The sequence below is a fragment of the Lactobacillus sp. ESL0681 genome (assembly GCF_029392835.1).
GTDB lineage: Bacteria > Bacillota > Bacilli > Lactobacillales > Lactobacillaceae > Lactobacillus.
Genome location: NZ_CP113943.1, coordinates 1,459,935 through 1,486,539 on the forward strand (window position 1 = coordinate 1,459,935; position 26,605 = coordinate 1,486,539).

General features: G+C 37.1%; 20 protein-coding genes and 1 pseudogene. 18 read left to right on the plus strand and 3 right to left on the minus strand.

Annotated elements, in window-relative coordinates:
• Positions 1-39 precede the first annotated feature (39 nt).
• The 3 genes and pseudogenes from OZX59_RS06975 to OZX59_RS06985 all read left to right on the plus strand — a co-directional run.
• Positions 40-1,398, plus strand: a pseudogene (locus OZX59_RS06975) (amino acid ABC transporter substrate-binding protein/permease); the annotation flags it as partial.
• The gene (locus OZX59_RS06980; RefSeq protein WP_277125572.1) at positions 1,395-2,132 is read left to right on the plus strand and encodes an amino acid ABC transporter ATP-binding protein; all 738 of its coding nucleotides are present in this window, start codon (positions 1,395-1,397) and stop codon (positions 2,130-2,132) included. The pseudogene OZX59_RS06975 and the gene OZX59_RS06980, both read left to right, overlap by 4 nt.
• 126 nt (positions 2,133-2,258) lie before the next feature.
• On the plus strand, positions 2,259-3,335 hold the full coding sequence (locus tag OZX59_RS06985; RefSeq protein WP_277125575.1) for an ATP-binding protein: 1,077 nt from the start codon (positions 2,259-2,261) through the stop codon (positions 3,333-3,335).
• 722 nt (positions 3,336-4,057) lie between these two features.
• Here the strand turns inward: OZX59_RS06985 and OZX59_RS06990 are convergent.
• Positions 4,058-5,407: a transposase gene (locus OZX59_RS06990; RefSeq protein ID WP_277125577.1), complete on the minus strand. Its 1,350-nt coding sequence runs from the start codon at positions 5,405-5,407 to the stop codon at positions 4,058-4,060.
• A 529-nt stretch (positions 5,408-5,936) separates the two neighbouring features.
• Between OZX59_RS06990 and OZX59_RS06995 the strand changes: the two genes are divergently transcribed.
• The 5 genes from OZX59_RS06995 to OZX59_RS07015 are packed head-to-tail and all read left to right on the plus strand — an operon-like array spanning position 5,937 to position 10,508.
• Complete coding sequence (locus OZX59_RS06995; RefSeq protein ID WP_277127003.1) at positions 5,937-7,133, plus strand: ABC transporter substrate-binding protein; 1,197 nt, start codon at positions 5,937-5,939, stop codon at positions 7,131-7,133.
• 38 nt (positions 7,134-7,171) lie between these two features.
• Complete coding sequence (locus tag OZX59_RS07000; protein ID WP_277125579.1) at positions 7,172-8,050, plus strand: branched-chain amino acid ABC transporter permease; 879 nt, start codon at positions 7,172-7,174, stop codon at positions 8,048-8,050.
• A gap of 8 nt (positions 8,051-8,058) precedes the next feature.
• Positions 8,059-9,015, plus strand: coding sequence for a branched-chain amino acid ABC transporter permease (locus OZX59_RS07005; protein WP_277125582.1), 957 nt, complete (start codon positions 8,059-8,061; stop codon positions 9,013-9,015).
• Between the two features lie 3 nt (positions 9,016-9,018).
• Entirely contained in the window at positions 9,019-9,798 is a 780-nt protein-coding gene (locus OZX59_RS07010) for an ABC transporter ATP-binding protein (protein ID WP_277125584.1), read from the plus strand.
• A gap of 5 nt (positions 9,799-9,803) precedes the next feature.
• Positions 9,804-10,508, plus strand: coding sequence for an ABC transporter ATP-binding protein (locus tag OZX59_RS07015; protein WP_277127004.1), 705 nt, complete (start codon positions 9,804-9,806; stop codon positions 10,506-10,508).
• A 191-nt stretch (positions 10,509-10,699) separates the two neighbouring features.
• On the opposite strand, the gene OZX59_RS07020 is transcribed toward OZX59_RS07015, so the two are convergent.
• Together OZX59_RS07020 and OZX59_RS07030 are read right to left on the minus strand one after the other, a co-directional pair.
• Positions 10,700-10,966, minus strand: coding sequence for a hypothetical protein (locus tag OZX59_RS07020; RefSeq protein WP_277125586.1), 267 nt, complete (start codon positions 10,964-10,966; stop codon positions 10,700-10,702).
• 646 nt (positions 10,967-11,612) lie between these two features.
• The gene (locus tag OZX59_RS07030) at positions 11,613-11,876 is read right to left on the minus strand and encodes a hypothetical protein (protein WP_277125590.1); all 264 of its coding nucleotides are present in this window, start codon (positions 11,874-11,876) and stop codon (positions 11,613-11,615) included.
• 665 nt (positions 11,877-12,541) lie between these two features.
• Between OZX59_RS07030 and OZX59_RS07035 the strand changes: the two genes are divergently transcribed.
• From OZX59_RS07035 to OZX59_RS07080, 10 genes are all read left to right on the plus strand, one after another.
• Positions 12,542-14,518: an SLAP domain-containing protein gene (locus OZX59_RS07035; protein WP_277125593.1), complete on the plus strand. Its 1,977-nt coding sequence runs from the start codon at positions 12,542-12,544 to the stop codon at positions 14,516-14,518.
• 227 nt (positions 14,519-14,745) lie between these two features.
• Positions 14,746-16,737 carry a Rib/alpha-like domain-containing protein gene (locus OZX59_RS07040; protein WP_277125595.1) on the plus strand — a complete coding sequence of 664 codons (1,992 nt, stop codon included), beginning with the start codon at positions 14,746-14,748 and terminating at the stop codon, positions 16,735-16,737.
• A gap of 218 nt (positions 16,738-16,955) precedes the next feature.
• Positions 16,956-19,370, plus strand: coding sequence for an SLAP domain-containing protein (locus tag OZX59_RS07045; protein WP_277125597.1), 2,415 nt, complete (start codon positions 16,956-16,958; stop codon positions 19,368-19,370).
• Between the two features lie 357 nt (positions 19,371-19,727).
• Complete coding sequence (locus tag OZX59_RS07050; RefSeq protein WP_277125599.1) at positions 19,728-21,557, plus strand: SLAP domain-containing protein; 1,830 nt, start codon at positions 19,728-19,730, stop codon at positions 21,555-21,557.
• A gap of 170 nt (positions 21,558-21,727) precedes the next feature.
• Positions 21,728-21,988 carry a type II toxin-antitoxin system RelB/DinJ family antitoxin gene (locus OZX59_RS07055; RefSeq protein ID WP_277125601.1) on the plus strand — a complete coding sequence of 87 codons (261 nt, stop codon included), beginning with the start codon at positions 21,728-21,730 and terminating at the stop codon, positions 21,986-21,988.
• A gap of 3 nt (positions 21,989-21,991) precedes the next feature.
• Complete coding sequence (locus OZX59_RS07060; RefSeq protein ID WP_277125603.1) at positions 21,992-22,258, plus strand: type II toxin-antitoxin system YafQ family toxin; 267 nt, start codon at positions 21,992-21,994, stop codon at positions 22,256-22,258.
• Positions 22,259-22,492: 234 nt separating this feature from the next.
• Entirely contained in the window at positions 22,493-23,335 is an 843-nt protein-coding gene (locus tag OZX59_RS07065; protein WP_277125605.1) for a hypothetical protein, read from the plus strand.
• A gap of 245 nt (positions 23,336-23,580) precedes the next feature.
• Positions 23,581-24,066 (plus strand): sigma-70 family RNA polymerase sigma factor, encoded by a 486-nt coding sequence (locus OZX59_RS07070; protein WP_277125606.1) that lies wholly within the window; start codon positions 23,581-23,583, stop codon positions 24,064-24,066.
• Between the two features lie 122 nt (positions 24,067-24,188).
• Positions 24,189-25,403, plus strand: a complete 1,215-nt coding sequence (locus OZX59_RS07075; protein WP_277125608.1) for a glucosaminidase domain-containing protein — start codon at positions 24,189-24,191, stop codon at positions 25,401-25,403.
• 35 nt (positions 25,404-25,438) lie between these two features.
• On the plus strand, positions 25,439-26,578 hold the full coding sequence (locus OZX59_RS07080) for an SLAP domain-containing protein (protein ID WP_277125611.1): 1,140 nt from the start codon (positions 25,439-25,441) through the stop codon (positions 26,576-26,578).
• The last annotated feature ends 27 nt before the right edge of the window (positions 26,579-26,605 follow it).

A 26,605-nucleotide genomic window follows, 5' to 3' on the forward strand; every position in this document is an offset into this window, starting at 1 on the left:
AAATATCTTGGTACTAAGGTTAATGCAGATGTAAAAGGCAAAACTTTTGTTATTGGAACAGACGTGACTTTTCCACCGTTTGAGTTTGCTAACAGTGATAATAAATACGTCGGTATTGACATTGATATCTTGAAGAATATTGCCCAAGAACAAGGATTTAAGGTTAAGATTAAGCCGTTAGGTTTTAATGGTTCAGTCCAAGCATTAGAGTCGGGACAGATTGATGGCATGATTGCTGGGATGTCGATCACTAAAGAGCGTCGGCAAAAAATTGACTTTTCTAAGCCTTACTTTATGTCTGGTGTGGTCATGGCAACTGCTAATAATGGCAAGATTACTAAGCTGTCTCAACTAAAAGGCAAAAAAGTTGCCATTAAAACAGGGACTGCTGGTGCTCAATATGCAAATAGCATCAAGAAAAAGTATGGCTTTAAGACGACCACTTTTGATGACTCAAACAATATGTATCAAGATGTACTGACTGGCAATTCAGTTGCTTGTTTCGAAGATCAACCAGTGATGCAATATGCTATTAAGAAAGGCACTAAGTTGCAGATTGTCACTAAACCTGCGTTAAGAGCGCCATATGCTTTTGGTGTTAAGAAGGGAACGAACAGCGCATTGTTAGCAGCTTTCAATGCTGGACTTAAAGATTTGAAAGCAAGTGGTACTTATGATGATATTAAGGCTAAATATTTAGGTACTAAGCAGCAAAAAACTACCGGTGGCAATCAAGATACTGAGGATCGCAGCTTTGTTGGTCTGTTGAAGCAGAATAAGTCTGCCTTGGTATCAGGTTTTGGTGAAACAATGTGGCTTACTGTAGTAGCGATTATTTTTGCCACAATTTTTGGTGTACTAGTCGGCTTATTGGGTGTTGTACCAAATAAATTCTGTAATGGGCTTTCGAGCACACTAATCTATATGTTCCGCGGGATGCCATTATTAGTTTTGGCGCTGTTCATCTATACAGGAATTCCAAGTTTAACTGGCCAAAAGATTCCGGCATTTGTAGCAGGTGTCGTCACATTGACGCTTAACGAAGGTGCGTATATTGCTGCCTTTGTTAAAGGTGGAATTGAGGCAGTGGACTCTGGGCAAATGGAAGCTGCACGTTCACTAGGTTTGCCATTTGGTAAGGCCATGCGTAAAGTGATTTTGCCGCAAGGAATTAAAATTATGGTGCCATCCTTTATTAATCAGTTTATTATTACGCTCAAGGATACCTCAATCTTATCAGTAATTGGTATTTTGGAACTAACGCAAACAGGTAAAATTATTATTGCCCGCAATTTGGAAGGCTTCAAGGTTTGGACGATTGTTGCGGTAATTTATCTAGTTGTTATTACGCTACTGACTTGGTTATCAAATTGGGTAGAGAAGAGGACAAAAATATGAGTGCTAAAATAGAAGTAAAGAATTTAGTCAAAAACTTCGGTAGTAATCATGTGTTAAAGAAGATTGATTTAACTGTTGAAGACAACGAAGTTGTAGTAGTCATTGGGCCATCTGGTTCTGGTAAGAGTACATTGTTGCGTGCTTTAAACAAACTGGAAGAACCGACTGCTGGTTCAATAGTAATTGATGGCGTTAACGTGGCTGATCCCAAAGTTGATATTAATCAGGTGCGTGAAAATATTGGGATGGTTTTTCAGCATTTTAATTTATTTAATAACTTATCTGTTGGTGAAAATATTATGTTGGCGCCAGTTGAACTACACAAGTTAGATAAAGCAGCAGCTCGCACGCAGGCCGAAAAATTATTGGCGACAGTTGGTCTGTCTGATAAGATTGATGCCCAAGTTCAATCGTTATCTGGTGGACAGCAACAGCGTGTAGCAATTGCACGAGCCTTGGCGATGAATCCCGATGTGATGTTGTTTGATGAACCAACTTCTGCGCTTGATCCAGAGATGGTTGGCGATGTTTTAGAAGTTATGAAACAACTGGCAAAACAAGGAATGACCATGGTAGTCGTTACTCATGAGATGGGCTTTGCTAAAGAAGTTGCTGATCGAGTAGTGTTTGTGGCAGATGGCAAAATTATGGAGCAGGGAACACCTTCAGAGATCTTTGACCACCCACAAAGTCCGCGGTTGCAGGACTTCTTGAATAAGGTTTTGAATGTGTAATTAAAAATAATTATTAATAATCACAAAGACGAGCTTCAATGTTAGAAGCTCGTCTTTGTTTTGCTTAAAAGTCTAAAAAAGTCTAAAATAAAATATAAAGTCTAAAAAAGTATAAAAGGAGCAGTTATGATAAACCCATTTAATCCTACTTTTGGTGATGTACCGAATATTTTTCTTGATAAAAACAAGCAAGTTAGAGAGTTGGTAAGTTTGATTAAGCAGAGTCAATTTGCTCGTTCGTTTTTTATTACTGGTGTGCGAGGATCTGGTAAAACTGCTTTTTTGACTCAACTGGCAAAAAAATTTCAGCAAGATGATCAATGTTATTATATTGATTTACTTAATCGTGATGGAATTTTAACTAGTTTAGCCCACAAGTTGGATCATCAAGTACATTCACAAACTAATAGGGCATTTAGAAATATTAATAGCTTCTCATTTGGCAGTGTATCTATTAGTCGTGAAGTGGAAATACCAGAAGTTGATGAAATACTAGATGATCTGCTAAAAACAGTTACGCAGCAAGGTAAGTATGTTGTCGTCACTATTGATGAAGTTACTAACTCAAAGGCGATTCAAAACTTTGCCCAAGTTTTTAGCTCGTTAAAAAGAGCAGGTTATCCATTATATGTAATAATGACGGGGTTGCCAGATATAGTCTTAGATATTCAAAATGAATCTAAGTTAACTTTTTTATTAAGATCAGAAAAGTTGGTGATGTCTGAATTAAGAGTAACGGAGATGATTACTACTTACCAAAAGGAGTTAACTTGTTCGCTTGCAGTTGCAGAAAAGATGGCGCAAATAACTAAGGGATATTCTTATGCCTTTCAGTTACTAGGCTGGCTATGCTTTGAGAAGCATAACTCGAATTTTACGGCAGCTGAATTGCGATTGATTATTCCACAATATCAATTACAGTTGTTTGAAAATGCATATCAAAAAATATTTATGGGTTTGTCAGAAAATGATCGCCAGTATTTACTAAGTGTAAACGATCATCAAAAATTTAATGATGTTGTTGCTAAAATGCACAAAAGCAAGGGCTATGTTTCACAATATCGCAGACGTGCATTAGAGCGACAGCTAATTACAGTAGCTGGTCATGGCTATGTTGATTATACTTTACCTTACTTTGGTGAATATTTAAAACAGACACAGAATCCAGATTCTGTTTTCTATTTAGGCTATGATATCGAGTAGAAATGTTCCATGGTAATATTTTATTTCCAGAATTTAGTGTCAATAATAAGGGGAAATTAGACTTTGTTGCCTTTAGTTACTATGTGTTCAAATACTACAAAAGCTGTCATGCAAAGTTAATTTATCTTAAATTCTGGGTTCGTATCAATTTTCAGGCTTACAAAAGCTTAGTCTATTTGTAAGCCTGAAAAGCTAGTTTCTTCCTGGATGCTTTTATGGTCAAAAATCTTTTCACAAACTATATCAATTGAAAAAAGCTCAGGAAAACCTGAGCTTTTAACAGCTGAACTACTTACGCAGTTTGTCAATGATATCTTTGATATCGTCGAGCACATCTTGAGCTTTTGTAAACACAAGATACAGCACAATCAGAGTAGAGTAATTAAATCCTGCACGCTTTTCACCTCCTCACTGGAAGCTGGTCAACTTCCTAAGATGTGCACATTGCGTGCATATTCATTTTACCAAATTTAGTAATCGTGTTATATTTAATCTAAATCAGAGTGATGTGTTCTGCATGTTCACATTACGTGCAAGACAAGTTTGGTCACTTGTTAAGCGTGGGCGGTCTCAGTTGGCCGCTTTTTTATTGCATTTAATTGCGATTGATTCCCAAACTTATTCATAACCTTTGCTTTACTAATTACTGTACTGAAACTTGAAAGCAGTAAAACTAGCCAGATTCCTTATTGAGTCTGGCTTTTTTGGTTCTTAATTATATTTTAGACGCTTCTCTGCAGCTGCTTTTGAATAAATCCTGGCAGTAATTTAATAAAATTATTTATTATCCGCTCGACTTCTGTGGTTATTTCTTCTTTAACTGCTTTTAGGGCACTTAGCAGGTAGACCAATGCTTCTTCAAACGCCAAATCCGGCAACGCATCATTCATCAAATAGAATAAATCCCCAATTGTTCGCTCATCAACTGCTTGTCTCTCTTGCCAAGCCAGCAAGTCATAAGTTAAGGCGGTAATTGCAAAATATCCGCACTGACCATCGTAACTTTGAATTTGTGATTTATCTAAAGCTAGGTATTGCTTAGCTGCTTTAAAGTAGGTTTCTATCTGCCATCTACGACCATAAAGCTGAATGACTTCTTTAGGTTGCAGCTGATATCTGGTGGTAGCCAAGACCAAGTACTTTCCCTTATTACCACGTTTAGTAACATATACTAGTCTGATAGGAAAACTATGTCCTTGATACTCTGCCTCGACTACACAACTATAAAGATAGTCATCTTTGGCTTTCAGCTTTGAGCCAGCTAAGCGTTCATACAAACTTTTTACATCATAAAGGCGACCACGATAGCGGTAGTATACCTTCTTGCTCAACTTAAGCATCGAGACACTGTCTAATCCTAACTGCTTTAACTGCCAGAACATTTTGGGCGAGGCAAACCAGCTGTCAAACAGTACATAGTCTGCTGGTACACCTTCATTGATAGCTTGCTTAAGCAATTCAACCGTGACATCATTCATTTGCCTTTGGGCTTGGTTTCTTCTTCTGCCTGCAATAGAACGATTATCGGTTGTAGTGGCTTTACTGCCAAGCAGATTTTGTTTTTTCTTGGTGGACATCAAAGCAAAATTAACTGGCAAAAAAGTATTGCCGTCACTCCAACCAACGGTCAAGCCACGATAACCATTAATATATTTATGCTCATTATGATCGTAAACTTTGGCAAGTAATTCCGCTTTCTTAGAATAGGAACGTGCTAGCAAAGTATCATCTACAATCAAAGCTAGTCTTCTACGCTTGTCAATTACCGGTTTAAGTACCTTAATTAGTTTGGCAGCAGCTAAGCAAAGCAGTTTTTGCCAATTGATGCGGCCATCATTAAGGATATTTCTGCCAGTCTTAGAGGTAAATTCAGCTGGTTGGTCAAAACGATACAGTGATTTACGGGCAAAACGTGATTGGATTAGCCATTTAACTACCATCAGCAGGCTAACTAAAGAATGACGTCTAAAATTAACCTGTTTACTTAAGTCAGCTAGACCAATTAATTTTGTAAAAGATGAAATTAAGGAAGAAGTGTCCTTTTCTTGATTGAATTGCGGTATACTGTTCATAACGTAAGAACTCCTGTAACTTTAGTTTTGGTTATTTAAAGTATAACGCAGAGAGGGCTTGCGTTTTTATTTTTTAGGCAAAAAAAGCTAGAAATCACGCTCTTTTGAGGTGATTTCTAGCTTTCAAGTTTCAGTTACTGTACTTATTGGTAAGCAATAGGCTTGTTAATATTGTTAGTTGGATAGCTGAATTGCCACTGTTTTCCATAATTCAGTTGACAGACTAAAACTATCTGGTTATAATCTTAAATATTAAATAGTTTTGAGGAGGATATTTTAATGAAAACTAATTATTTTAATAAATCAGTAAACATTATGATAGCTAATATTCAAAACTTGCTAGCCTTGTTGTTGCAATGGAGGACTTGACTTAAGTAATTACTCTTCAGTAATTTTACTAGTTAAGCCCTTGTTTGCGTCTTAATGATTGGGGCTTAACTAAGTGACAAATTAAACCTCATTCATTAAGTTGGATGAGGTTTTTTGATTGGTTTTTGGTAAGTGTCATTTTAATAATAAAGGGGTAAAAATTGTGAAGAAGCTAACTAAAAAAGTGATGAGTGCGGCAGTTGTTACTGCTGCAGCTCTGATGATGACTGCATGTAGTACTAATAAGAATAGCAGCAAAGGTACTCATCAAGATGATAAAACTGTTAAAATCGGAGTCAACATGGAGCTGTCTGGTGGCGCGGCTGGTTATGGAAATGCGCAAAAGCAAGGAATTCAATTAGCTGCCTCTGAGATTAATAAATCAGGTGGAATTAACGTTAATGGCAAGAAGAAAAAGATTAAATTAATCGTTCGTGACAATAAAACCGCGATCTCAACTTCTGCTTCTGTTGCGGCACAGCTAGTAAACAAGGATAAGGTAGCAGCGATTGTTGGGCCAGCTACAACTAATGCTGGTACTGCTGAAATTCCTAATATTACTAAAGCCGCTGTCCCAAGCGTTAGTCCATCAGCAACGGATCCAGATTATACTAAACAGAAGAATGGCAAAGTTCAGCCTTATGTTTTTCGGGCATGTTATCAGAATAACTTCCAAGGTCAAATAGCAGCGAAATTCGCTGAAAACACTTTAAAGGCTAAAAACGTAGCAGTTTTTGCAGATAATTCCAGTGATTACGGTACAGGATTAGCTAAAGCCTTTAAGAAAGAATTTAAGGGTAAGATTGCTGATAGCCAAACGTATTCTGAAGGTGACAAGGACTTTAACGCGGTTCTAACTTCATTTAAATCAAAAAAGGTTGATGCAATTTATGTACCTGGCTATTACACGGAAGTTGGGTTAATTATTAAGCAAGCTCGTCAAAATGGTATTAAAGCACCAATTATTGGTAGTGACGGTATGGCTGATCCAAAATTAGCTGAAATAGCTGGTGCTAAAAATGCCAGCAGCATTTATTACACCACACCATTCTCAATTAAAGTAGCAGAAAAGAATCCAACCGCAGTTAAGTTTATGAATGCATATAAAAAGCGTTACAACGAACAAGCTCCAACCTTTTCAGCCTTAGCTTATGATTCAGTTTATATGATTAAACAAGCAATCGAAGATCAAAAATCAGATGATTCAGTTAAGGTTGCTACAGGATTAAAGCACATTAAGGACTTTGATGGTGTTACTGGTAAGATTACAGTTAACAACTCTCATGACCCAGAAAAGCCGATTGCAATTGAACAAATGACCAATGGTAAAGTGAATAAATACTATAATATTAAATAATTTTAGTAACAAATTTATCGAGGAAAGGGCGATTTAATTTGCAAACAGTTTTTCAACAAGTCATTAATGCATTATCACTAGGATCAATTTATGCTTTGTTAGCGTTAGGCTATAGTATGGTCTATAGCATTATTAACTTAATTAATTTTGCTCATGGTGATGTTTATATGCTTGGCGCCTTTTGCGCATATTATGTGATTAGTTTATGGCATTTTAATTTTATTACAGCACTGCTTTCCGCAATGATTGTTGGAGCTATCGCTGGAGTTTTAATTGAGCATTTTGCTTACAAGCCTCTGCGCAAATCTCCACGGATTGCCGTGTTAATCACCGCGATTGGTGTATCGTTTTTACTCGAAAATGGGATGTCTTATCTAGTTGGCTCTAATGCCCGTAGTTTTCCACAGGTGATCGAACAAGTTAATTACAATGTTTTTGGGGTGTTAATTTCCAATATTCAAATTTTGATTTTGGTAACTGCCGTAATCCTCATGGTTTTATTACAGTTGATTATTCAAAAAACTAAAATGGGTCGTGCGATGCGGGCTGTCTCAGTTGATCAAGAAGCTGCAGAATTAGTTGGGGTTAACGTTAATCACACGATTTCCTTTACCTTTGCATTGGGTTCGGCCTTAGCTGGTGCCGCTGGAATTTTGATTGGCATGTATTACAATTCAATTGATCCATTAATGGGGATGACGCCTGGGATTAAAGCATTTGTCGCTGCGGTTTTAGGCGGAATTGGGTCTGTGCCTGGAGCCTCAATTGGTGGATTCCTAATCGGGATTTTGGAGACGTTCTTCCAATCTATCGGACTTTCAGCTTATAAAGATGCAGTGGTTTATCTGGTATTAATCGTGATTTTGCTCTTTTTACCAGCTGGTATTTTTGGCAAGAATGCTAAGGAAAAGGTTTAGGTGGCAACATGAAAAAGAATTGGAAATATATCTTATCGTGGTTGCTAATTATGGCTGTCGGTTTTGTCTTGATCGATTTATTAATTATGGTTGGAGTAATTGATGCGTTTATTGAGAATATGCTGGTTACAATTGGTATCAATATTATTTTGGCAACTGGACTTAACCTAATTATTGGCTTTAGTGGACAGTTTTCTTTAGGACATGCTGGTTTTATGGCACTTGGTGCCTATGCTACGGCAATTATTACTCAATATGTTAGTACGGAAATGGGCTTCATTGTTTCAGTATTAGTCGGAATTATTATTGCTATAATTGTTGCGGCAATTATTGGAACGGCTACGTTTTTACGCTTAAAAGGAGACTACCTAGCAATCGCCACTCTAGGTGCCGCTGAAATTATTCGTAATGTGATTAATAATCTGAAAATTACAGGTGGTTCAAGTGGGATGTTTAATATTCCACAATTATGTTCATGGCCAACGGTCTACGTGCTGGTTTGTGTAACTACGATTATTCTTATGAATTTCATTAATTCACGTGGTGGTCGCGCAATTAAGGCTGTTCGTGAAGATGAGATTGCAGCAGAAGCAATGGGTATTAACACTACTAAGTGGAAGTTAGCGGCCTTTGTGATTGGTGCAGCAACTGCAGCGATTGCTGGTAGTTTGCATGCTTCTTATTTACAGACAATTGCACCGGGTGATTTTGGAATTATGGAATCAATTTCTATTTTAGTAATTGTAGTTTTAGGTGGAGTCGGCAGCATGACCGGGACCTTTTTAGCAGCCACAGTTCTGGGCGTCTTAGATACTGTCTTGCAGAATTTTGGTGCATTAAGAATGGTGATCTATGCAATTGTCTTAATTTTAATTATGATTTTCAAACCATCAGGCTTGCTAGGAAATTGGGAACTTTCATTAAAGAACTTGCGGCAACATTTTGTTAGAAAAGAAAGGGGCTAAAGGATGAGTCACTTACTACAAGTTGACCATGTCGTGCGAAAATTCGGTGGTTTAATTGCCGTTAACGATGTGTCAATGCACCTTGACCAGTCTGAATTGATTGCATTAATTGGTCCCAATGGAGCTGGTAAGACTACGCTGTTTAACTTACTAACTGGGATGATTCCTGTTTCTAGCGGTCAAATTACGTTATCTAGTGATCAAAAGTATGATTTAACTAAAAAGAATGCAACTCAGATTGCAGATTTAGGATTGTCGCGAACTTTTCAAAATATTCGCTTATTCAAAGATTTGACGGTCATGGACAATGTCTTGACTGCAATGACCAACAAGTATCACGAAGGCTTTTTGACGTCAATTTTGCGGTTGCCTAAGTTTTATCAAACAGAACATGAGATGAAAGTTGCTGCACAAAAATTATTGGCGTTATTTGATTTGACTAAAGATGAACAGACGCTAGCAAAGAATTTGCCTTATGGTACGCAGCGGCGATTAGAAATTGTCCGTGCTTTAGCTACACAACCGAAAATTTTGTTCTTAGATGAGCCAGCAGCAGGGATGAATCCAGAGGAGACAGCAGATTTAACTAATTTGATTAAGGAAGTGCAGAAACAATTCCAAATTACCGTTGTGCTAATTGAACATGACATGTCGCTAGTTATGAACTTGGCGCAGCGCATTTATGTGCTAGATCAAGGACAAATCTTGGCGAGTGGCTCACCTGAAGTCGTCAAAAATGATCCTGCAGTAATTAAGGCATACTTGGGAGAAGGTGACGATTAATGGCGATGTTAGAAGTAAATGATCTTGCGGTTAATTATGGTGTGATTCAAGCCGTTAAAGGTGTTAGTTTTAAGATTAATGAAGGCGAAATTGTTACATTGATTGGCGCCAATGGAGCTGGCAAATCAACCATTGTCAAGACGATCTCGGGTTTGCTAAAGCCTAAGTCTGGTCAAATTATTTATCAAGGTCAGGCAATGCAAAAAAAGACGGCTCCGCAGATTGTGTCAGCAGGCATCTCTCAAGTAGCAGAAGGACGCCATATTTTCGCTGGGATGACTGTCTTGGAGAATTTGCAAATGGGTGCTTTCTTGCGAAGTCGTCATGACGATGTTAGTCAGAGCTATAATGAAATTTTTGAACGATTTCCGATTTTAAAGCAGCGGCAACATCAAGACGCTGCCACCTTATCTGGTGGTGAGCAACAAATGTTAGCAATGGGACGGGCACTCATGGCGCAACCTAAGTTACTGCTGCTTGATGAACCATCAATGGGTTTATCTCCTCTATTTATTCAAGAAATCTTCACTATTATTAAGGAATTAAATCAAAGAGGGACAACCATTTTGCTAATTGAGCAAAATGCTAAACAAGCACTCTCTATCGCTGATCGTGGTTATGTCTTGGCTACCGGACAAGTTCAATTAACTGGGACGGGAACAGAGCTGTTAGCTAATCCTGAAGTCCAACAAGTGTATTTTGGTGGATAGAATAAAAAGTCTGGCAATTAATTATGTTAATTGTCAGACTTTTTGATTGGGGTATTGGATTGTTGCCCGTAGTTAAGCAAGGTGCTACAATAAGATCTGTAAATAAAAAGAAGCCCTATTACCGTAGGACTTCTTGAATAAGCAACCTCGCTTTTAAGAGCGGTGGCTATATTTATAAGATTGCTGAATAGCTATCCCATAACTCTGCCAAAAGTTATATGTGGGGCAGCTATTTTTTTGGTCGTTTTATTATCAACCAAACTGTTAAGACCATATCGCCAATGACTAAGAAAGAGACAAATGAATCGCTTGGATTCAGCTGTACAATTACTATTAGCCAATTGTTGAGTAGTTTTAGCAGTGTCAGTAAAAGATCGAAATCTTTGTTTGACATTTTTATTTAGCAGAAACTGAGTAAGTTTCTGGGCTGTTCCTTCCATTAGACTTCGTGCCATCATAAGCACCGTCCCCTTTCCAAGAAACCAGCCACGCCCTTATAAAACTCCGTTGCTTATCTAAGTGATAATTATAGCATATTGTCCTGCTAGAATTGCTACTGGCTGAGTAAGGTGCTATAATAAAATCTATAAATAAAAGGAAGTCCTACTTGTAATAGGACTTCCTTTGAACAAACAGCACCCGCTTCAAAAGCGGTGGCTGGATTATATAATTGCTAAAAAGCTGCTACATAACTAGCCAAAGTTGATATAGGCGGCTTTTTGAATGCAATTATTTTTGGTGATTGTCGAGATAATCGAGCAAAGCCAAAATAAACATGCCAAAGGCTAACATCAAAGTTAGCGCATCGGTGACATTCAAGACTGTAAGACCCTTCTGAAAACTTTTCGTGCATATGGCACCGTCTCCTTTCCAAGATACAGCCACCGCCCTCAAAACTATTGTTGACTGAGAGTTCTAAATAATTGTACCATAATTCTTATTTGGAATCGTTATTAGTTTGGTTGGTGTAAACCTTGCCCGTATTTAAGTAAGGTGCTACAATAAAATTTATAAATAAAAAGAAGTCCTACTGTAAATAGGACTTCTTGAATAAGCAACCTCGCTTTTAAGAGCGGTGGCTGGAATTATAAGATGTCTAAATAGCTATCCCATAACTCGGTCAAAAGTTATATGTGGGGCGGCTATTTTTTTGGTCTTTTTATCATTAACCAAACTGTTAAGACTATGTCGCCAATGACTAAGAAAGAGACATTTGAATCGTTTGGATTCATTTGTACAATTAATATTAGCCAATTGTTGAGAAGTTCTAGCAGTGTCAGTAAAAGATCGAAATCTTTGTTTGACATTTTTATTTAGCAGAAACTGAGTAAGTTTCTGGGCTGTTCCTTTCATTAGACTTCGTGCCATAAGCACCGTCTCCTTTCCAAGAAACCAGCCACGCCCTTATAAAACTCCGTTGCTTATTCAAATATAATTATAGCATACTAGTTTACTTAAAGTTGATGGCAGTTTAGCGTGACTGCTAGATAGCCATCCATGATTTATGATATACATGGCTTATTGATTGCTAAAGTAGTTTTAATGCAGAATAGAACAGTTTTAATGCAGAATAGAACATTAATAAGGAAAGAAAAGTTATCGAGTGTTCGAGAAGCTACTTGTCAATTTAGTTAATTTTGTTATTATTTTGTAAAATTTATTTTCTAAATAGAATAATAGATGTTATTGTAAGCTAATGAAAGGGCAATTGGTTCTTATTATATAAGGATTAAGCACTATTAATAAAAATTTTCTTGTAATAAGTAAGTGTAAGCGTTTGTTACAAAAGTGTGTAAAATAGTGGTCTACCTTGCAATTTTGCCCAAACCTTAGTACAATATGAAGCGTGGTAAGTAATAGCTATGCTTCAGGCACTTAACCTGTACGCATGCGCATGTTTCAGTTGAGAAAGCTACCTCATAAGAGTTATAAACTTATGATTTCGATTTGAAAGATGTTGTAACAATGTAGGCTCAAAGAGACTGGACCTATAGTCTATTACGATTTTGTATATACACAAGGAGGAAGACCACATGAAGAAAAATTTAAGAATTGTTAGCGCAACTGCAGCTGCTTTATTAGCTGTTGCTCCTGTTGCTGCTTCAACTGTATCTAGCGTTTTTGCTGCTGATAGCACTACACAAGCTCCATCAACACCAACTAATGCTCCAGCTGATTCAGGTATCCCTGTTACTAATGGTACCGTTGGTCAAAATGCTAAAGCTCAAGAAGTTAATGTTAGTGTTAATGTAACTAATGCTTCAAGCCTTAAAGATGGTGATGCTGCTGCATCTGTTCAAGCTAGTTTAAATACTGAACTTGGTACAGGTGTTACAGGTGTTACTGCTAGTGTTGCCGGTGTTGTAAACCCTACAACTAATACTGTAGACAAAGCTTACGTTTACGAAAGTGATGCTAATGGTAAGGTAGCAGCTGATGCTAAGCCAGTTCGTGTTCTTGCTGCAGGTAAGACATATGTTGCAGTTGCTCAACGGGTAACTCTTAGTGGCTTGAATGCAACTACAAAGTACATTTTCAACGGTCAAAAGGGTGACGCTGAAGGTAAGCCATCTGCTACTGGTACTGATGGTGTTTATGGTCAATACGTAGCTCCTCAAAATGTAGCTAGTGCTCCATTTACTGTTCCAGATGCTACTAAGCAAGGAAATCCTTACTTCTACGGTGTTAACGAAAAGAAGGCAGTTTCTGTTGGTGCAGTTAGCTTAAAGACTGATAAGACTGTTATTAATACTGTTTCAGACTTGTCAACTGCGATCAAGAGTGCTTATGATGCAAGAATTGATGCATCTGGTGATAATGCTGCAACTGTTAATTACAAATCAGTTGATGATGCAGTTAAAGATGCTTTGAAGAAGGCTAATGTCACTGTAGATTCTAAAGGTAAGTTTGCAGCTCCTGCAAATGATTTCACTGTTACTGTAACTGCTGTTGCATCTAATGGTAAGACTGCTACTTTGCCAGTACTTGTACGTACTGTTGCTGCTACTACCACAAGCTACCCACAAATTGGTTTAGTTGGTGATACTGATGCTAGTTTAGTTAGTGCTGCTAATACTAATGGTCAAGTATACAAGTCAGGTAATGAAACTGTTGAAGTAACTAGTTCTGACTTTGACTTTAACGCAACTACTGGTAAAGGTTTCAATTATTTACCAGTAAACACTCCAGTTACTGATGCTATTGTTAAGAACATTAAGGATGCATTTGTAACTAAGATTAATGGTAATACAGGTGTTTCAATTGACACTACTGTTGATACCAGCAAGGTAAATACTAAGGTAGCTGGTAAATATCCAGTTGTTGTTAGTGCTACTAACCCTGCAGGTTTAACCACTAAGGTTACTTTCATGTTAACTGTTGGTGCTAAGGATGCTAAATATGCTACTGTTCAATACGAAAAGGGCTTAAGCATTCCTGTATACACTATTAATGGTAACAATGTAACTGCTGAAAATGGTGTAACTATTGCTGATGGTACTCAAGTAGCTTACTATGGTGCTCCTGTAACTGTTGGTGGTAAGAGCTATACTCGTATCAACAAGAAGGATGGTAATGAATTCATCGAAACTCAATACATCGATGGTTCATACAAGCCTCAAGCTCAATCAACTAAGACTGTTATGCACGCATCATTCGTTTATGACAAGAACCATAAACGTGTTGATTCTAAGCGGATCGCAACTTACAAGGACGTAACTGTTTACGGCGAAAAGACTAAGTTGAATGACGGTACTGAAGCTTACATGATCGGCACCAACGAATACATCGATGCTGATAATGTTGATGGTCACAACGTAACTTTGAATCACAATTCATATGTTTACAAGACTAGCAAGAAACGTGCTAACAAGAACAAGCTGATGAAGGGTGAAACTGTATTAGTTTACGGTTCTCCTGTAACTCTTAAGAGTGGTCAGAAGTTCTACAGAATTGGTAACAAGAAGTTCATCAAGGCTGTAAACGCTGATGATCCTAAGAACGCTAAATAGTTAGCTTCTAGCATATATTTCGAAAAAGCGAAGGATTTTCCTTCGCTTTTTTTTGTATATATTTTTGTTGTCCTATGATCAATCGATTTAATTAAGCAAAGGAAAATTTCCTTTGCTTTTTATGTTTTAAATCGCATTTTGGGATCTTTCATTAAATGATAACATATGTTATATTGTTCATAAGATTATAAAACATATGTTATTAAATTCTAAATGGAGGATTTGCATTGAACTTTTATCAAAAACAAAAATTACAAAAAGAATTTACAAAAGGATTTAAAAGTGGCAAATTACGCCGAGCAGCTAAGAGTTTATTAATTAGCGCCTTAGTTGTAGGAAGCTTAGGTACTGCTTTTGCTTCAAACACTCAGTTTGTTCAAGCAGGGACTGAGGCTCCAACTAATGAGCCCAATCAAACACAGGCACAAAAAGCTGATATTAGAGCACGTAAAACAATTGAAGTTACTCAAGGCGAAGAGTTTAATATCAGTGCTAAAGATGCAGTAACATATCCAATTGACGCAGTATCAGCTAAATGGGTTGATACCCCGAAAACTATAGATCTTGGACCGCAATTGGCTTATGTCAAAGTAACTTTTGAAGATGGGTCATCTGTTGTTGTCACTGTTTTGGTTAATGTTGTTAAAAAATCCGAGACGTCAGGAGTAACAGAGGCAGAGCAGTATAATCCAACAGCTAAGTCCACAATTGAAGTTGAACAAGGCAAAGAAATCACTGTTTCAGCTAAAGATGCAATTGAAGAATTTCCGGCAGATGCAACAGCAAAATGGACGCATGACGTCAAGACTGATAAGGCCGGTTATCAGATAGCCAATGTTGAAGTTACTTATAAAGATGGTTCGTCGGATCAAGTACCAGTTTTAGTCAATGTAAAGGAAAAGGCAACTACTCCAGACACTAGTGCACCAACAACGCCTGCAGAGCCAACTACTCCTACAGAAACTCCTGATCCAGTAGATCCTGTGTCAACAGTAATTAAGCCTCAAGGTGTTATTACAGTTAAGCAAGGGCAACCATTTACGGTTAAGGCTGAAGATGCGGTAACCAAGCTTCCTGAAGGAGCAACAGCTAAATGGGTCAATGAAATTAAGACAGACAATGCAGGTCCACAATTAGGTTATGTCGAAGTTACTTTTGCGGATGGCAAGAAGCAGCAAGTACCAGTCATAATTGTAGTTAATGCAGTCAATGATTCCACAGAGTCAACTGTTAAGGGCAAAGATGTTGTCTTGGTTGACCAAAGACAACCATTTGATGTTAAGGCTGAAGATGCAGTTGTTGGTATGCCAAAAGATGCAAGTGCTGAATGGGTTAATGAGATTAAGACGGATGATCCAGGTGCCCAATTAGGCTTGGTCAAAGTAACTTTTGCAGATAAGTCTACAGCAGTAGTACCAGTTTTGATTATTGTTAAAGATGTCAAAATACCACAAAAAGATCAATATCAAATTAAAGCTAAGGGAACGATTGTACTTGAACAAGGGGCTAAATTCAATGTAGCTGCTGGAGATGCAATTACTGCATCTCCTAAGTTGCCAAGTTCTGCAAGAGTAGTTTGGGATGAGGATGATCAGATTGATACTAACTTTGTTGGTGAACAAACTGCACATGTCCAAGTGATCTTCTTAGATGATTCGATTGCAAGTGTCCCAGTTACGGTTGAAGTTAAGGCTAAGCAGGATAAACCAGCCACACCGCCAACAGCCAATAAACCAGCGACTCCAGCACCAACTACCCCTCCTGACAATTCGACTAATAATGTGCCATCAGCTCCTGTTCAAACACCAGCTAATGAAGTGCCGAGTCAACCTGACAAATCAGCTACGGATACTAATCAAAATGTAACCACCAAAACTTTGAAACACAATGCTGCTGTTTATGATGAAAATGGTAATCCGACCGGTGTTCAATCAATTAAGAGGGGTACAACGGTCAAGGTTATCGGCACAAAAACAATTGCTGGCAAGAAATATTACCAACTTGATAATGATCAATATGTTAAAGCAAGCAACTTCAAGGGTACTGAAACCAAGCTAAAGCGCAAATCCTATATTTACAATAAGCATGGTAAACATATTGGTAAAAAGACACTTAAAAAGGGCAAGAAAGTTAAGACTTTTGGTAATAAAAAAATCAAAGGTAAGCTTTACGCCTCGCTTGGCAAAGGTCAATACGTTAAGGTAGCTAATTTGAAATAAAGAAAAATTATCGCATATAAAGTAACACGTTATTAAATTTATTTTTTATTTAATTACTATTACTATTGAAATTACTAATAAGTTATAGCTAAAAAATAACAAAATTTATTTAAATGCTTTCATTAATCAGCAACGTATGTTATATTAATATGCAGGAATACTATAACTAGTGTTATTAATTTATGGTTTAATTACCAAATATAGGTCGGAGGATATAAATGAACTTTTATAGTAAAAGAAAATTAGAAAAAGACGTTGCCAAGGGTCTTAAAACTGGTAAAGTGCGTAAATCAGTACGTAGCTTACTAGTTGGAACTGTTGCAGTTGGTAGTTTGCTAGGTGGTTTGGGCTTAAGCAATGCAGCTAGTGTTGTTAATGCTGCTGAAATCAAGACTTCTGAAGGCAATGAGCTAACTGGTTTTGCAAAGCAAAAACAAGATATAATTGATGTTTTAACAAATTATGCAAAAGATCAAAAAGGCGTCATTAAAGATTCACAGTTAACTGATGCTCAGAAAACTGAAGCAAATAAAGTTATTGATGATGCTGTTACAGAAGGAACGGAGTCTATTAATAAGGTAAAAGAGCTGAAAACTCCCGAAGATGTAGCCGCAGCTAATTTGAATTTACCTGAGGACACAACTGTAGAAGAGGCAAATATTGTGCAATTGGCTAAAGCTGAAACCCCTGCACAAGAAAAAATTGATGCAGTTGTTAATGGTGAAGATTCAGAGTATGTTAAGGCTGAAATTACTAACGCTAAGGCAGCATTAGTTGACGGATTGAATAATTCTCAAAAAGAAAAGTATAAAACTCTAATTGAAAATTTAAATAAAAGTATTGATGATTCGGTTAAGGAGAATCAGCAAGCAGGTGAAAGCGCCTTGCCAACTGATATGCAGGCAGTAATGGTTGCTTATACTATGGCTTTAAATGATTTAAATGTGGCTCTTGACGCTGATCCAGAATCTAGCGTTGGCGATATTAATGTTAAGTATTTAACCTTAGATGGTAAGCCAGCTACTATCAATGGCCAACCTGTTGAAAGTACCCTTTCAGGTAAAGGTCACAAGGATGGTGACAAGATTGGTAACAGCTTTGCTACTAACTATGTTGAGGAACAAGTTGGTAGTAAGTACCGTTTAGCTAAACCAGACGAACTTAATGCTGCTCAAGAACAAGGCTTATTTAATGCTACATTTTCTGCTAAAGATCAAACAGTAGCAGTTTATGTTACTGAAAAAGCCCCGGCTGGTAATATTAAAGTAAACTTTGTTACTCCGGATGGTAAACCAGTAACAGTTGATGGTGCAGCTGTTACCGGTACAATTCCTGCTGCAGATAAGCTTGAGGGCGATAAAGTTGACGATAAATTAATTGACAACTTCATTGATAGTCAAGTTGGTAACAGATATCGTTTAGCTAAAGCTGATGAACTAAAACCAGGTCAAAAGCAAGGTTTAGACAATGCTAAGTATACTGATAAGGAACAAGAAGTAACTGTTTATGTTGTTGAGTCTCCAGCTGCTGATATTAACGTTACTTTCAAGACAACAGATGGCAAGCAACTAGCTATTAATGGAACAGATATCAAGGGTGCCATCAGTGGTAAAGACCATGCTGCAGGTGACAAGATTAATGATTCTGTAGTAACCGCTTTTGTTAACTCACAAACAAATGGACAATATCGTTTAGCAACAGCTGAAGAATTAGGCAAGGATCAAAAGCAAGGTTTGACTGATGCTCAATACACTGATGAAGAGCAAAACGTTACTGTTTATGTAGTTAAGAAGGAATCAACAGATAAGCCAGTAGAAGCAAAACCAGCTGCTAACATTAACGTTACTTTCAAGACAACAGACGGCAAGCAACTAACTATTAATGGAACAGATATCAAGGGTGCCATCAGTGGTAAAGACCATGTTGCAGGTGACAAGATTAATGATTCTGTAGTAACCGCTTTTGTTAACTCACAAACAAATGGACAATATCGTTTAGCAACAGCTGAAGAATTAGGCAAGGATCAAAAACAAGGTTTGACTAATGCTCAATACACTGATGAAGAGCAGAACGTTACTGTTTATGTAGTTAAGAAGGAATCAGCTAATAAGCCTGGTGATACTAATAAACCTAGTGACAACAATAAGCCAACTGATAACAATGGTTCTCAAACCCCAGCTACTCCTGCACCAAGTGCTCCAGCTGCTCCTGCTCAAACCCCAGCAAATAACACACCAGCTAAGCCAGATCAACCAGCAAATAATACTGATGCAAATACTGAAGTTAAGACTCTGAAACATAATGCTGCACTGTATGATGAAAATGGTAACCGCATTGGTAGTGATACTCTAAAGAGAGGTACTGACGTACAAATTACTGGTACTAAGCAAATTGCTGGTAAGAAGTACTACGTAACTGCTGATGGTCAATACGTTAAGGCAAGTAACTTCAAGGGTACTGAAACTAAATTAAAGCACAATGCTTATGTTTACAACAAGAAGGGTAAGCGTGCTAATAAGAAGGTTCTGAAGAAGGGTAAGAAGATTAAGACTTTTGGTAACAAGACTATCAAGGGCAAGAAGTTTGCTTCAATTGGTAATGGTCATTACGTAAAGGTAGCTAACTTAAAATAATTAATCTCTAGTTTAAAAACAACGTTCAGTTTTGGACGTTGTTTTTTTTATGCTTTAATAGCATGTTAAAGGTACAAATATAAAATTTGTTATTATTTTTTAATTTTGTTATAAAACTTAAGCTTTACCGTTTTCATTTTCATAAAAGTCAAGCTATTACATGATTCTTTGTGCTAAAAATTCATTATAAAGGAATATATTTTTAAAATAAGCGTTATGTAATGAAATCATGTTTTAAAAGCTTGTGCTATACTACGCTTAATTAATTTACTATAAGATTTATCAGTTTGATAGTAAATAAATTGATTTTGTGTGTTTTTAGTAATTTAAGATTTTAATGAAGGAAGTATAGAAAGAATGAACTTTAATCGAAAACGGAAGTTGCAAAAAGATGTTGCTAAAGGTATTAAGGGAGGCAGACTGCATAAGTTGGCTAAAAACTTGTTAGTTGGCACTGTTGCAGTCGGCATGTTAGGCAGTAGCACGGTATTCTCAAGTAACATAGTAGCAGCGGCAACAACTAAATCTGCTCAAAAGGCAGCAAAAGCTGATAAAACTGATGAATCTAGCAAACTTTCAAATGAACTTGCTGATGTTTTATCTCAAATGCATGAAGGAGTTAAGCAGGTCTACCAAGGGACAAGTAACTTGCAAGGTAAACTTACTTCTGAGCAATATCAACAAGTAAAGCCTAAGATTGATGATATTCTTGCTAAGGTTCAAGACTTACCAGAGCAATGGGATACTTTTGATGTGATTATGCATTTGGAAGATATTACTGACATTTATAACGATGCAGTAGCTATTTCTAACACTTTTAAAGGTACAGGTGTTAAGACCGAATTAGTCAATATTTTGCATGGTGCTGAAACGATTGATCAAAGTTTGGGTTCCAAGCAAATTACTGAACTAAAAGATATCTACACGGCAATTGAAGGCTTACACGGCTCTGATGCGGAAAATGCTGCTGGCGATCTTGCTCAGAAGTTCCATCCATCGATCGCTGAAATGTACCATGGGCTAAATGACTTGAAGCGAGATTTGACAAGTACCGAGTATCAAACTGTTAAAGATAATATTAAGAATATTTTAGCTAAGTTAAAGAAGTTAGAAGATATAGGAAATGATCCGTCTAAATTATTAAATGAAAATGTTCTTGGTATTTACAATGATGCAGTCGAGCTTGCCGATAAATTAGAAGGAACTGGCGTTAAGACTGACTTAGTAGCTATTTTGCATGGTGCTGAAGATCTCAATGCTAAGATTGGTAATACTGAAATTGGGGAGCTAAAGACTGTTTATGAAGCATTAGAAGCGTTAACTAGTGATTCTGATGCTACTAAGCAGAAGATTGGTAAGCTTGCTCAAAAATTGCGTCCAGGTATGACTGATGTCTACCATGGTTTAGCACAATTAAGAAAAGATTTACCAGCTGATCATGCTATTAAGGATCAAATCAAAGGTATTTTAGCTGATATTAAGGATTTGCCAAAAATTGACAATTGGGATGATATTTCTGATAATGACAAAGCCGCAATTAAAGATATATATAATAAAACCTTAACTGTAACAACTACCTTAGCAGGTACCGGTGTCAAGACTGATCTGGAAACTGTGATGTCTGGTTTAGATAAGATGAATCAGGTTATTACAACTGAAGAAGCTGAAGATCTGAAAGATATTTATCATGCTCTAGAAAAGCCAGTGACTGACAATCCAAGTGACAACAATACCGGTTCAGACACTTCATCTGCACCAAGTCAAACGCCTCAAGCACCAGCTAATACTGAAAAGCCAACAGACAACAATACTGGTGAAGCCGCTCCAGCTGAAACTACCAAGACTTTGAAGCATAATGCCTATGTTTACGACAAGAATGGCAAGCGTGCTAACAAGAAGGTATTGAAGAAGAGTACTGATGTCAAAGTTACTGGCACTAAGACCATCAAAGGCAAGAAATACTATGTAATTGCCGATGGTCAATACGTCAAGGCTGCTAACTTTACAGGCACTGAAACTAAATTAAGGCATAATGCTTATGTTTACAACAAGAATGGTAAACGTGCTAACAAGAAAGTCTTGAAGAAAGGTAAGAAGATTAAGACCTTCAGTACTAAGACGATTAAGGGTAAGAAGTTTGCTTCAATTGGCAAGGGTCATTATGTCAAAGTAGCTAACTTGAAGTAATTAGTTTCCTAATTAAAAACAACGTTCAATTTCGAACGTTGTTTTTTTGTTGTAATTATACAATCCTTCGATTTTCTAACTTTGTTTATGGTACTGCATTTTTCACTATTATGTAGTTACAATGTGTTGCTAAAAGCATGAAATATTGCTAAAATTTGTGTGAGGTGAAAATGATGAATAAAACTTTGCAAGCACGTATGGATAGCCAATTAATGGATAAAGCAGAAGGAATTTTAAAGGACTTGGGTCTTAATCGATCTACAGCCTTAAAGATGTTTTATCAGCAAATTGTATTGAATGATGGGCTTCCATTTGAAGTTAAAAAACCAGACAAGCCTAATAATGCAACCTTACAAGCAATGCATGAGGATTTATCTAAGACTAAAGCCTATAACGATTCTAAAGAGTTATGGGATGAATTAGGAATTTAATTCATGTTTCAGATTAAAGCAACTGGTAAGTTCAAGCGAGATGTCAAAAGATGTAATAAGCAAGGGTTAGAAATGGATTTGCTTAAAAAAGTTGTCCATGAGCTTGAATTAGGACATGAGCTTGACCGTCAATATAAAAACCATGGTTTATCGGGAAACTATGATAATTTTCTTGAATGTCATATAAAACCTGATTGGTTATTAATTTATAGAGTTGAACAAGATACTTTGATACTAATTAGAACAGGTAGCCATGCAGATTTATTTTAAAAGCACTAAAAGACATCCTTGAGGGGGGTGTCTTTTGATTACTGGTTTTTAGAACCTAATTGAGAACAGCTGACATGGAGCATTATTAAGTCTTGAGCAAAATTATTAGCTTTATGAGTAGTTGCTAAAATTTTATTTATCAAATAATAAAATAATTATACGTTAAAGCCTATGCAAGCGATAACATATAAAGTATAATGGGATTTATAAAACTTATTAAAGGAGGACACACAGTTGCCCCAAACTAAACAGACCAGTTGGAATTTACCACAAGATCCTAAATATCATGATTGGTCGAAGGCGCTATTGCAGGCGCAGATCGGGCAAGATCCGCAATTAGATCCTTATCTGGTATGTAACGCTGATTATTTAATTAACTTGGATACTATTGCTATATATGAGTTTCAAAAAGAACCATTACTTGGTAAGTATAAAAGTGTAATCTTGGACGCCAAACAGGGGATTGTCCTTAGCAAACGCAGTACTTGTGCGTTATTTACTGCATATGGTCGGCAATGTTTACTTGGCGGAATTGAATTCCAAAGAGAATTGGCTAGCAAATTGCAGTTGCAATCGCAATGCGTGATTGCGACAGGCAAAGTAGCCTTTTTCTCAATGCATGCCTATACTGCTGGCAATAATGATTGGATTGCCTTGCAGCAGATGCGTGACTTTGACTTAGATGGTCGACTGAGAATTATTTTCAAATCTTTAAAATATAATCAAATTGCTTATACATTTAGCTTTAGCAACTGTAGTCGCTATATTGGCACCAAAGTGTGTGATGGTTTGTACTATAACCACGTTATTTTTGAGCTGGGTAAACGATATTTGGAAGAATTATCTGGGTGGCAGGTTAAAACTGCCGCAAGTGACTCAATGATTGATCAGCAGGCATTCTTTATGCCACATCCTACTTTTGAACATTTGTCATTGCAACAGCTCTCTTCGGATTTGCTCAATAAGCAACATTTGCGTTATGGTCAGCAATTAGCGGCATATTACGAATTAACCTTTGTGATTAAAGATCATCAAACAATTTATGGTTTGAGTAAAAGACGTGATACCTTTTTTTGAGATTTTGTGGAATAAACTTCGTGAATTAATTTTGCGAAGTCTTTTTTTGCACTTTTTTCATCCAGTAAGTAGGCCCCATTAAGCTAGGTGGCACTAAATTTTGTTAGTTTAAATAGTCAGCATGATTCCTCTTATTCATATGATACCGCTTACTAAAAGCTGGTTTTGGATATTTAATGTGACTTGCTAATCTATATTTGCACAAGCGCTTGTGACAAAACTTGAAAATGAGGAAATGTCACACAATGAAGATTAGTAAAGCAGCATTTATCACTGCATGGGAAAACCAAAAATTAGTTAGGGGTGCATTAAAAGCAGTCAATGTCAGATTGGACTATACTAACTATGACGACCTATTGCAAGAAGGAATTTTAGTTTATGCCCAGATGTTAAGTACAAGTTCAAAATCGCGTCAAGAAATTGACCGACTCAGTTTCCGCAAAATCATGTGGCACACGTTGGACTTATTGCGTAAAGATCAATGCATTAGTGAACATCAGGAAGAATTGGTGAGTCAAGAAAATGTGCAGCTAACAAATTGGGATAATCAATTGATATTAGCTGGAGAAGTAGTGTGTATGTCGCAATTAGAACAACTAATATTTTTTGATAACTTATTAGGAACACAAACGGTTACTAGCTTAGCTAAGCAGACTGGTAGAACACGCGTCCAGGTAAGCCGTGTTAAACGAAAATTATTGAATCGACTGCGTCAAGTGCTTACCAAATAAATTACTTTTTGTAATAAAAATCAAAGCAATATTACTTTTTGACTACAATTAATTGGTAGCTATTGTCTAGAGGCGCAATGCTCGATACAATAAAGTTGTCACATAAGGAGGAAATATAATTCATGAAACGAAAACTTATCACTGGGTTAGCAGCAGCTGCATTGGTAGGCACTGTTGTCCCGGTTACCAACAACTTAATCGCTGGAGTTTCTGTTACCGAAAAGGTAGCAGCAGCTAGTGCTAGCGAACAGAATAGTTTTTTAAAGACTGCTGCTAAGCAGGCACAAAAGGTATCAAAAAAGTACGGCTTGTATCCATCAGTAATGATTGCGCAAGCAATTGTTGAATCTGATTGGGGTCAATCAGGTCTGGCTGTTAAGGCTAACAACTTATTTGGGATGAAGGCTGATGACAGTTGGACTGGTGGCGTTTATGCCAGCAAGACTCGTGAAGAGGATAAGAATGGCAAGAGCTATTACGTTACTGCCAATTTTAGAAAATATCCTAATTATCAGGCTTCTTTTGACGATAATGGTAAAAAGCTGCGTAAAGGTGTTTCTTGGCAACCAACGCGTTATAAGGGTGCGTGGTTAGAGAATGCTTCATCTTATAAAGCAGCTACTAAGGCTCTGACTGGAACTTATGCCACGGCTAATAATTACAATACGATTTTAAATAATCGGATCACTACTTCTAACTTAACGCAATATGATCCACAGATTTCTAATGCTAAGAAATCTTATACGGTTAAAAAATCGGGAGCTACTTATGCTTGGCCAACTGATCATTCAGTTTCTACAAAAACTGATTCCGTTAATAAAGGTGATAGTGTTAACGTTACTAAGACCATTACCTTTTATAACGGCAAAAAGCGGATGTACATTTCTGGTAAAGGCTGGGTAAATGATTCGATCCTAAATACTGGTAGTGCCTTGCCACCAGCTTCGCAAGCGCCAAAAGGTGAGAAGAAGGTTAACAAGACTTTGATGCATAATGCCTATGTTTATAATGAACAGGGCGAACGTGTTAAGGGGATGAAGGCACTAAAATCTGGTACGGAAGGTAAAACCGTTGGTACTTATGGTACTAAGATGATTAATGGCAAGAAGTATTACCGCATCGGCGATGACCAATACATTGCCAGTGGTAATATCGATGGCACGATGCGTATTTTGAAGCACAATGCTTATATTTATAACGATTACGGTAATCAGGATAATGCACGAAAAGAGAAGAAGGGTAAGTCAATTGCCACTTATGGTTCAGCAGTTAACATCTATGGCAAAAAGTATTACCGAGTTGGGATTCACCAATACATTAAAAAAGGTAATTTTTAACGAGCAGGTAATTTAGATAAGGAACGAAAATTTAGATGAAGATAAAGAAACTAATAACTACTATTGCTATCGGAGTAGGTTTAGTTGCGCCTATTTTTAATGTAAGTCAAAACGTGCAAGCTGCATCCATCAATTCGATTGCCAAGCAGAATAGCTATGTTGGGGTTGACTACTTATATAAGATACTGAAAACTGAGAACATTAAATACAATAAATTTTATGCTGGCGGCAACAAAATTAAGTATCGTAAGGGTAAGCCAGAAGGAATCGTTATTCATGAAACTGCGACTCCTGGAGCTTCAGCCTATAACGAGGCGATTTATTTTAATCGTGAGTGGAAGAATATGTATGCTTATGTGCACGCTTTTGTTGATCACAAGCAAGTTATCCAAATGATGACTCCTAAGTATGGTGTTTGGGGTGCTGGTGCTAATGCTAACAACCGTTTCTTCCAGATAGAGCTGTGTCAGGAATCAACGCGTAATAAATTTGCTAAAAGCGTCAATAACGATGCCATTTATGCTGCTAAAATCTTACATCGTTACAACTTGAAGCCTAACAATGCTTCTAGTGATGGTAAGGGAACTATCTGGTCGCACCATGCTGTTTCGCGCTTTTTAGGCGGAACAGATCACACTGATCCAGACGGCTACTTTGACAAATGGGGCTATTCAATGAGTAAGTTCTACTCATTGATTAAGTATTACTACAATTTACAAGCCACTGATACCAGCAAAGATGCCCCGGATACAACTGCAGACGATGCTAAGCCTGTAGATACTGATTCTGCGACTACTGCAGTGTCACAAGCTCCGACTGGTAAGCAAACCTTGATGCATGATGCTTATACTTATGATGCTGATGGCCAACGGACTACCGCGGAACTAAAGCCAGCTGGGACTGAGGTGACAGTTGGAGATTCTAAGACGATTAATGGTAAGAAATACCTTCAAATTGGTGACAACGAATATGTGGTCGCAAGTAATATTGTTGGAAAAGTGCGAACTTTAACTCATAATGCTTATGTTTATGATACTGTAGGTGTGCGTGCTGATAATTCTGTATTAAAGAATGGTGAGCAAGTACGGACTTACGGTGGTAAAGTTAACATTGCTGGTACTGATTACTATCCAATTAGTACAACGCATTTTGTTAAAGCAGATAATTTTAACTAATATAAAAAAACTAACTTTCACTGATTA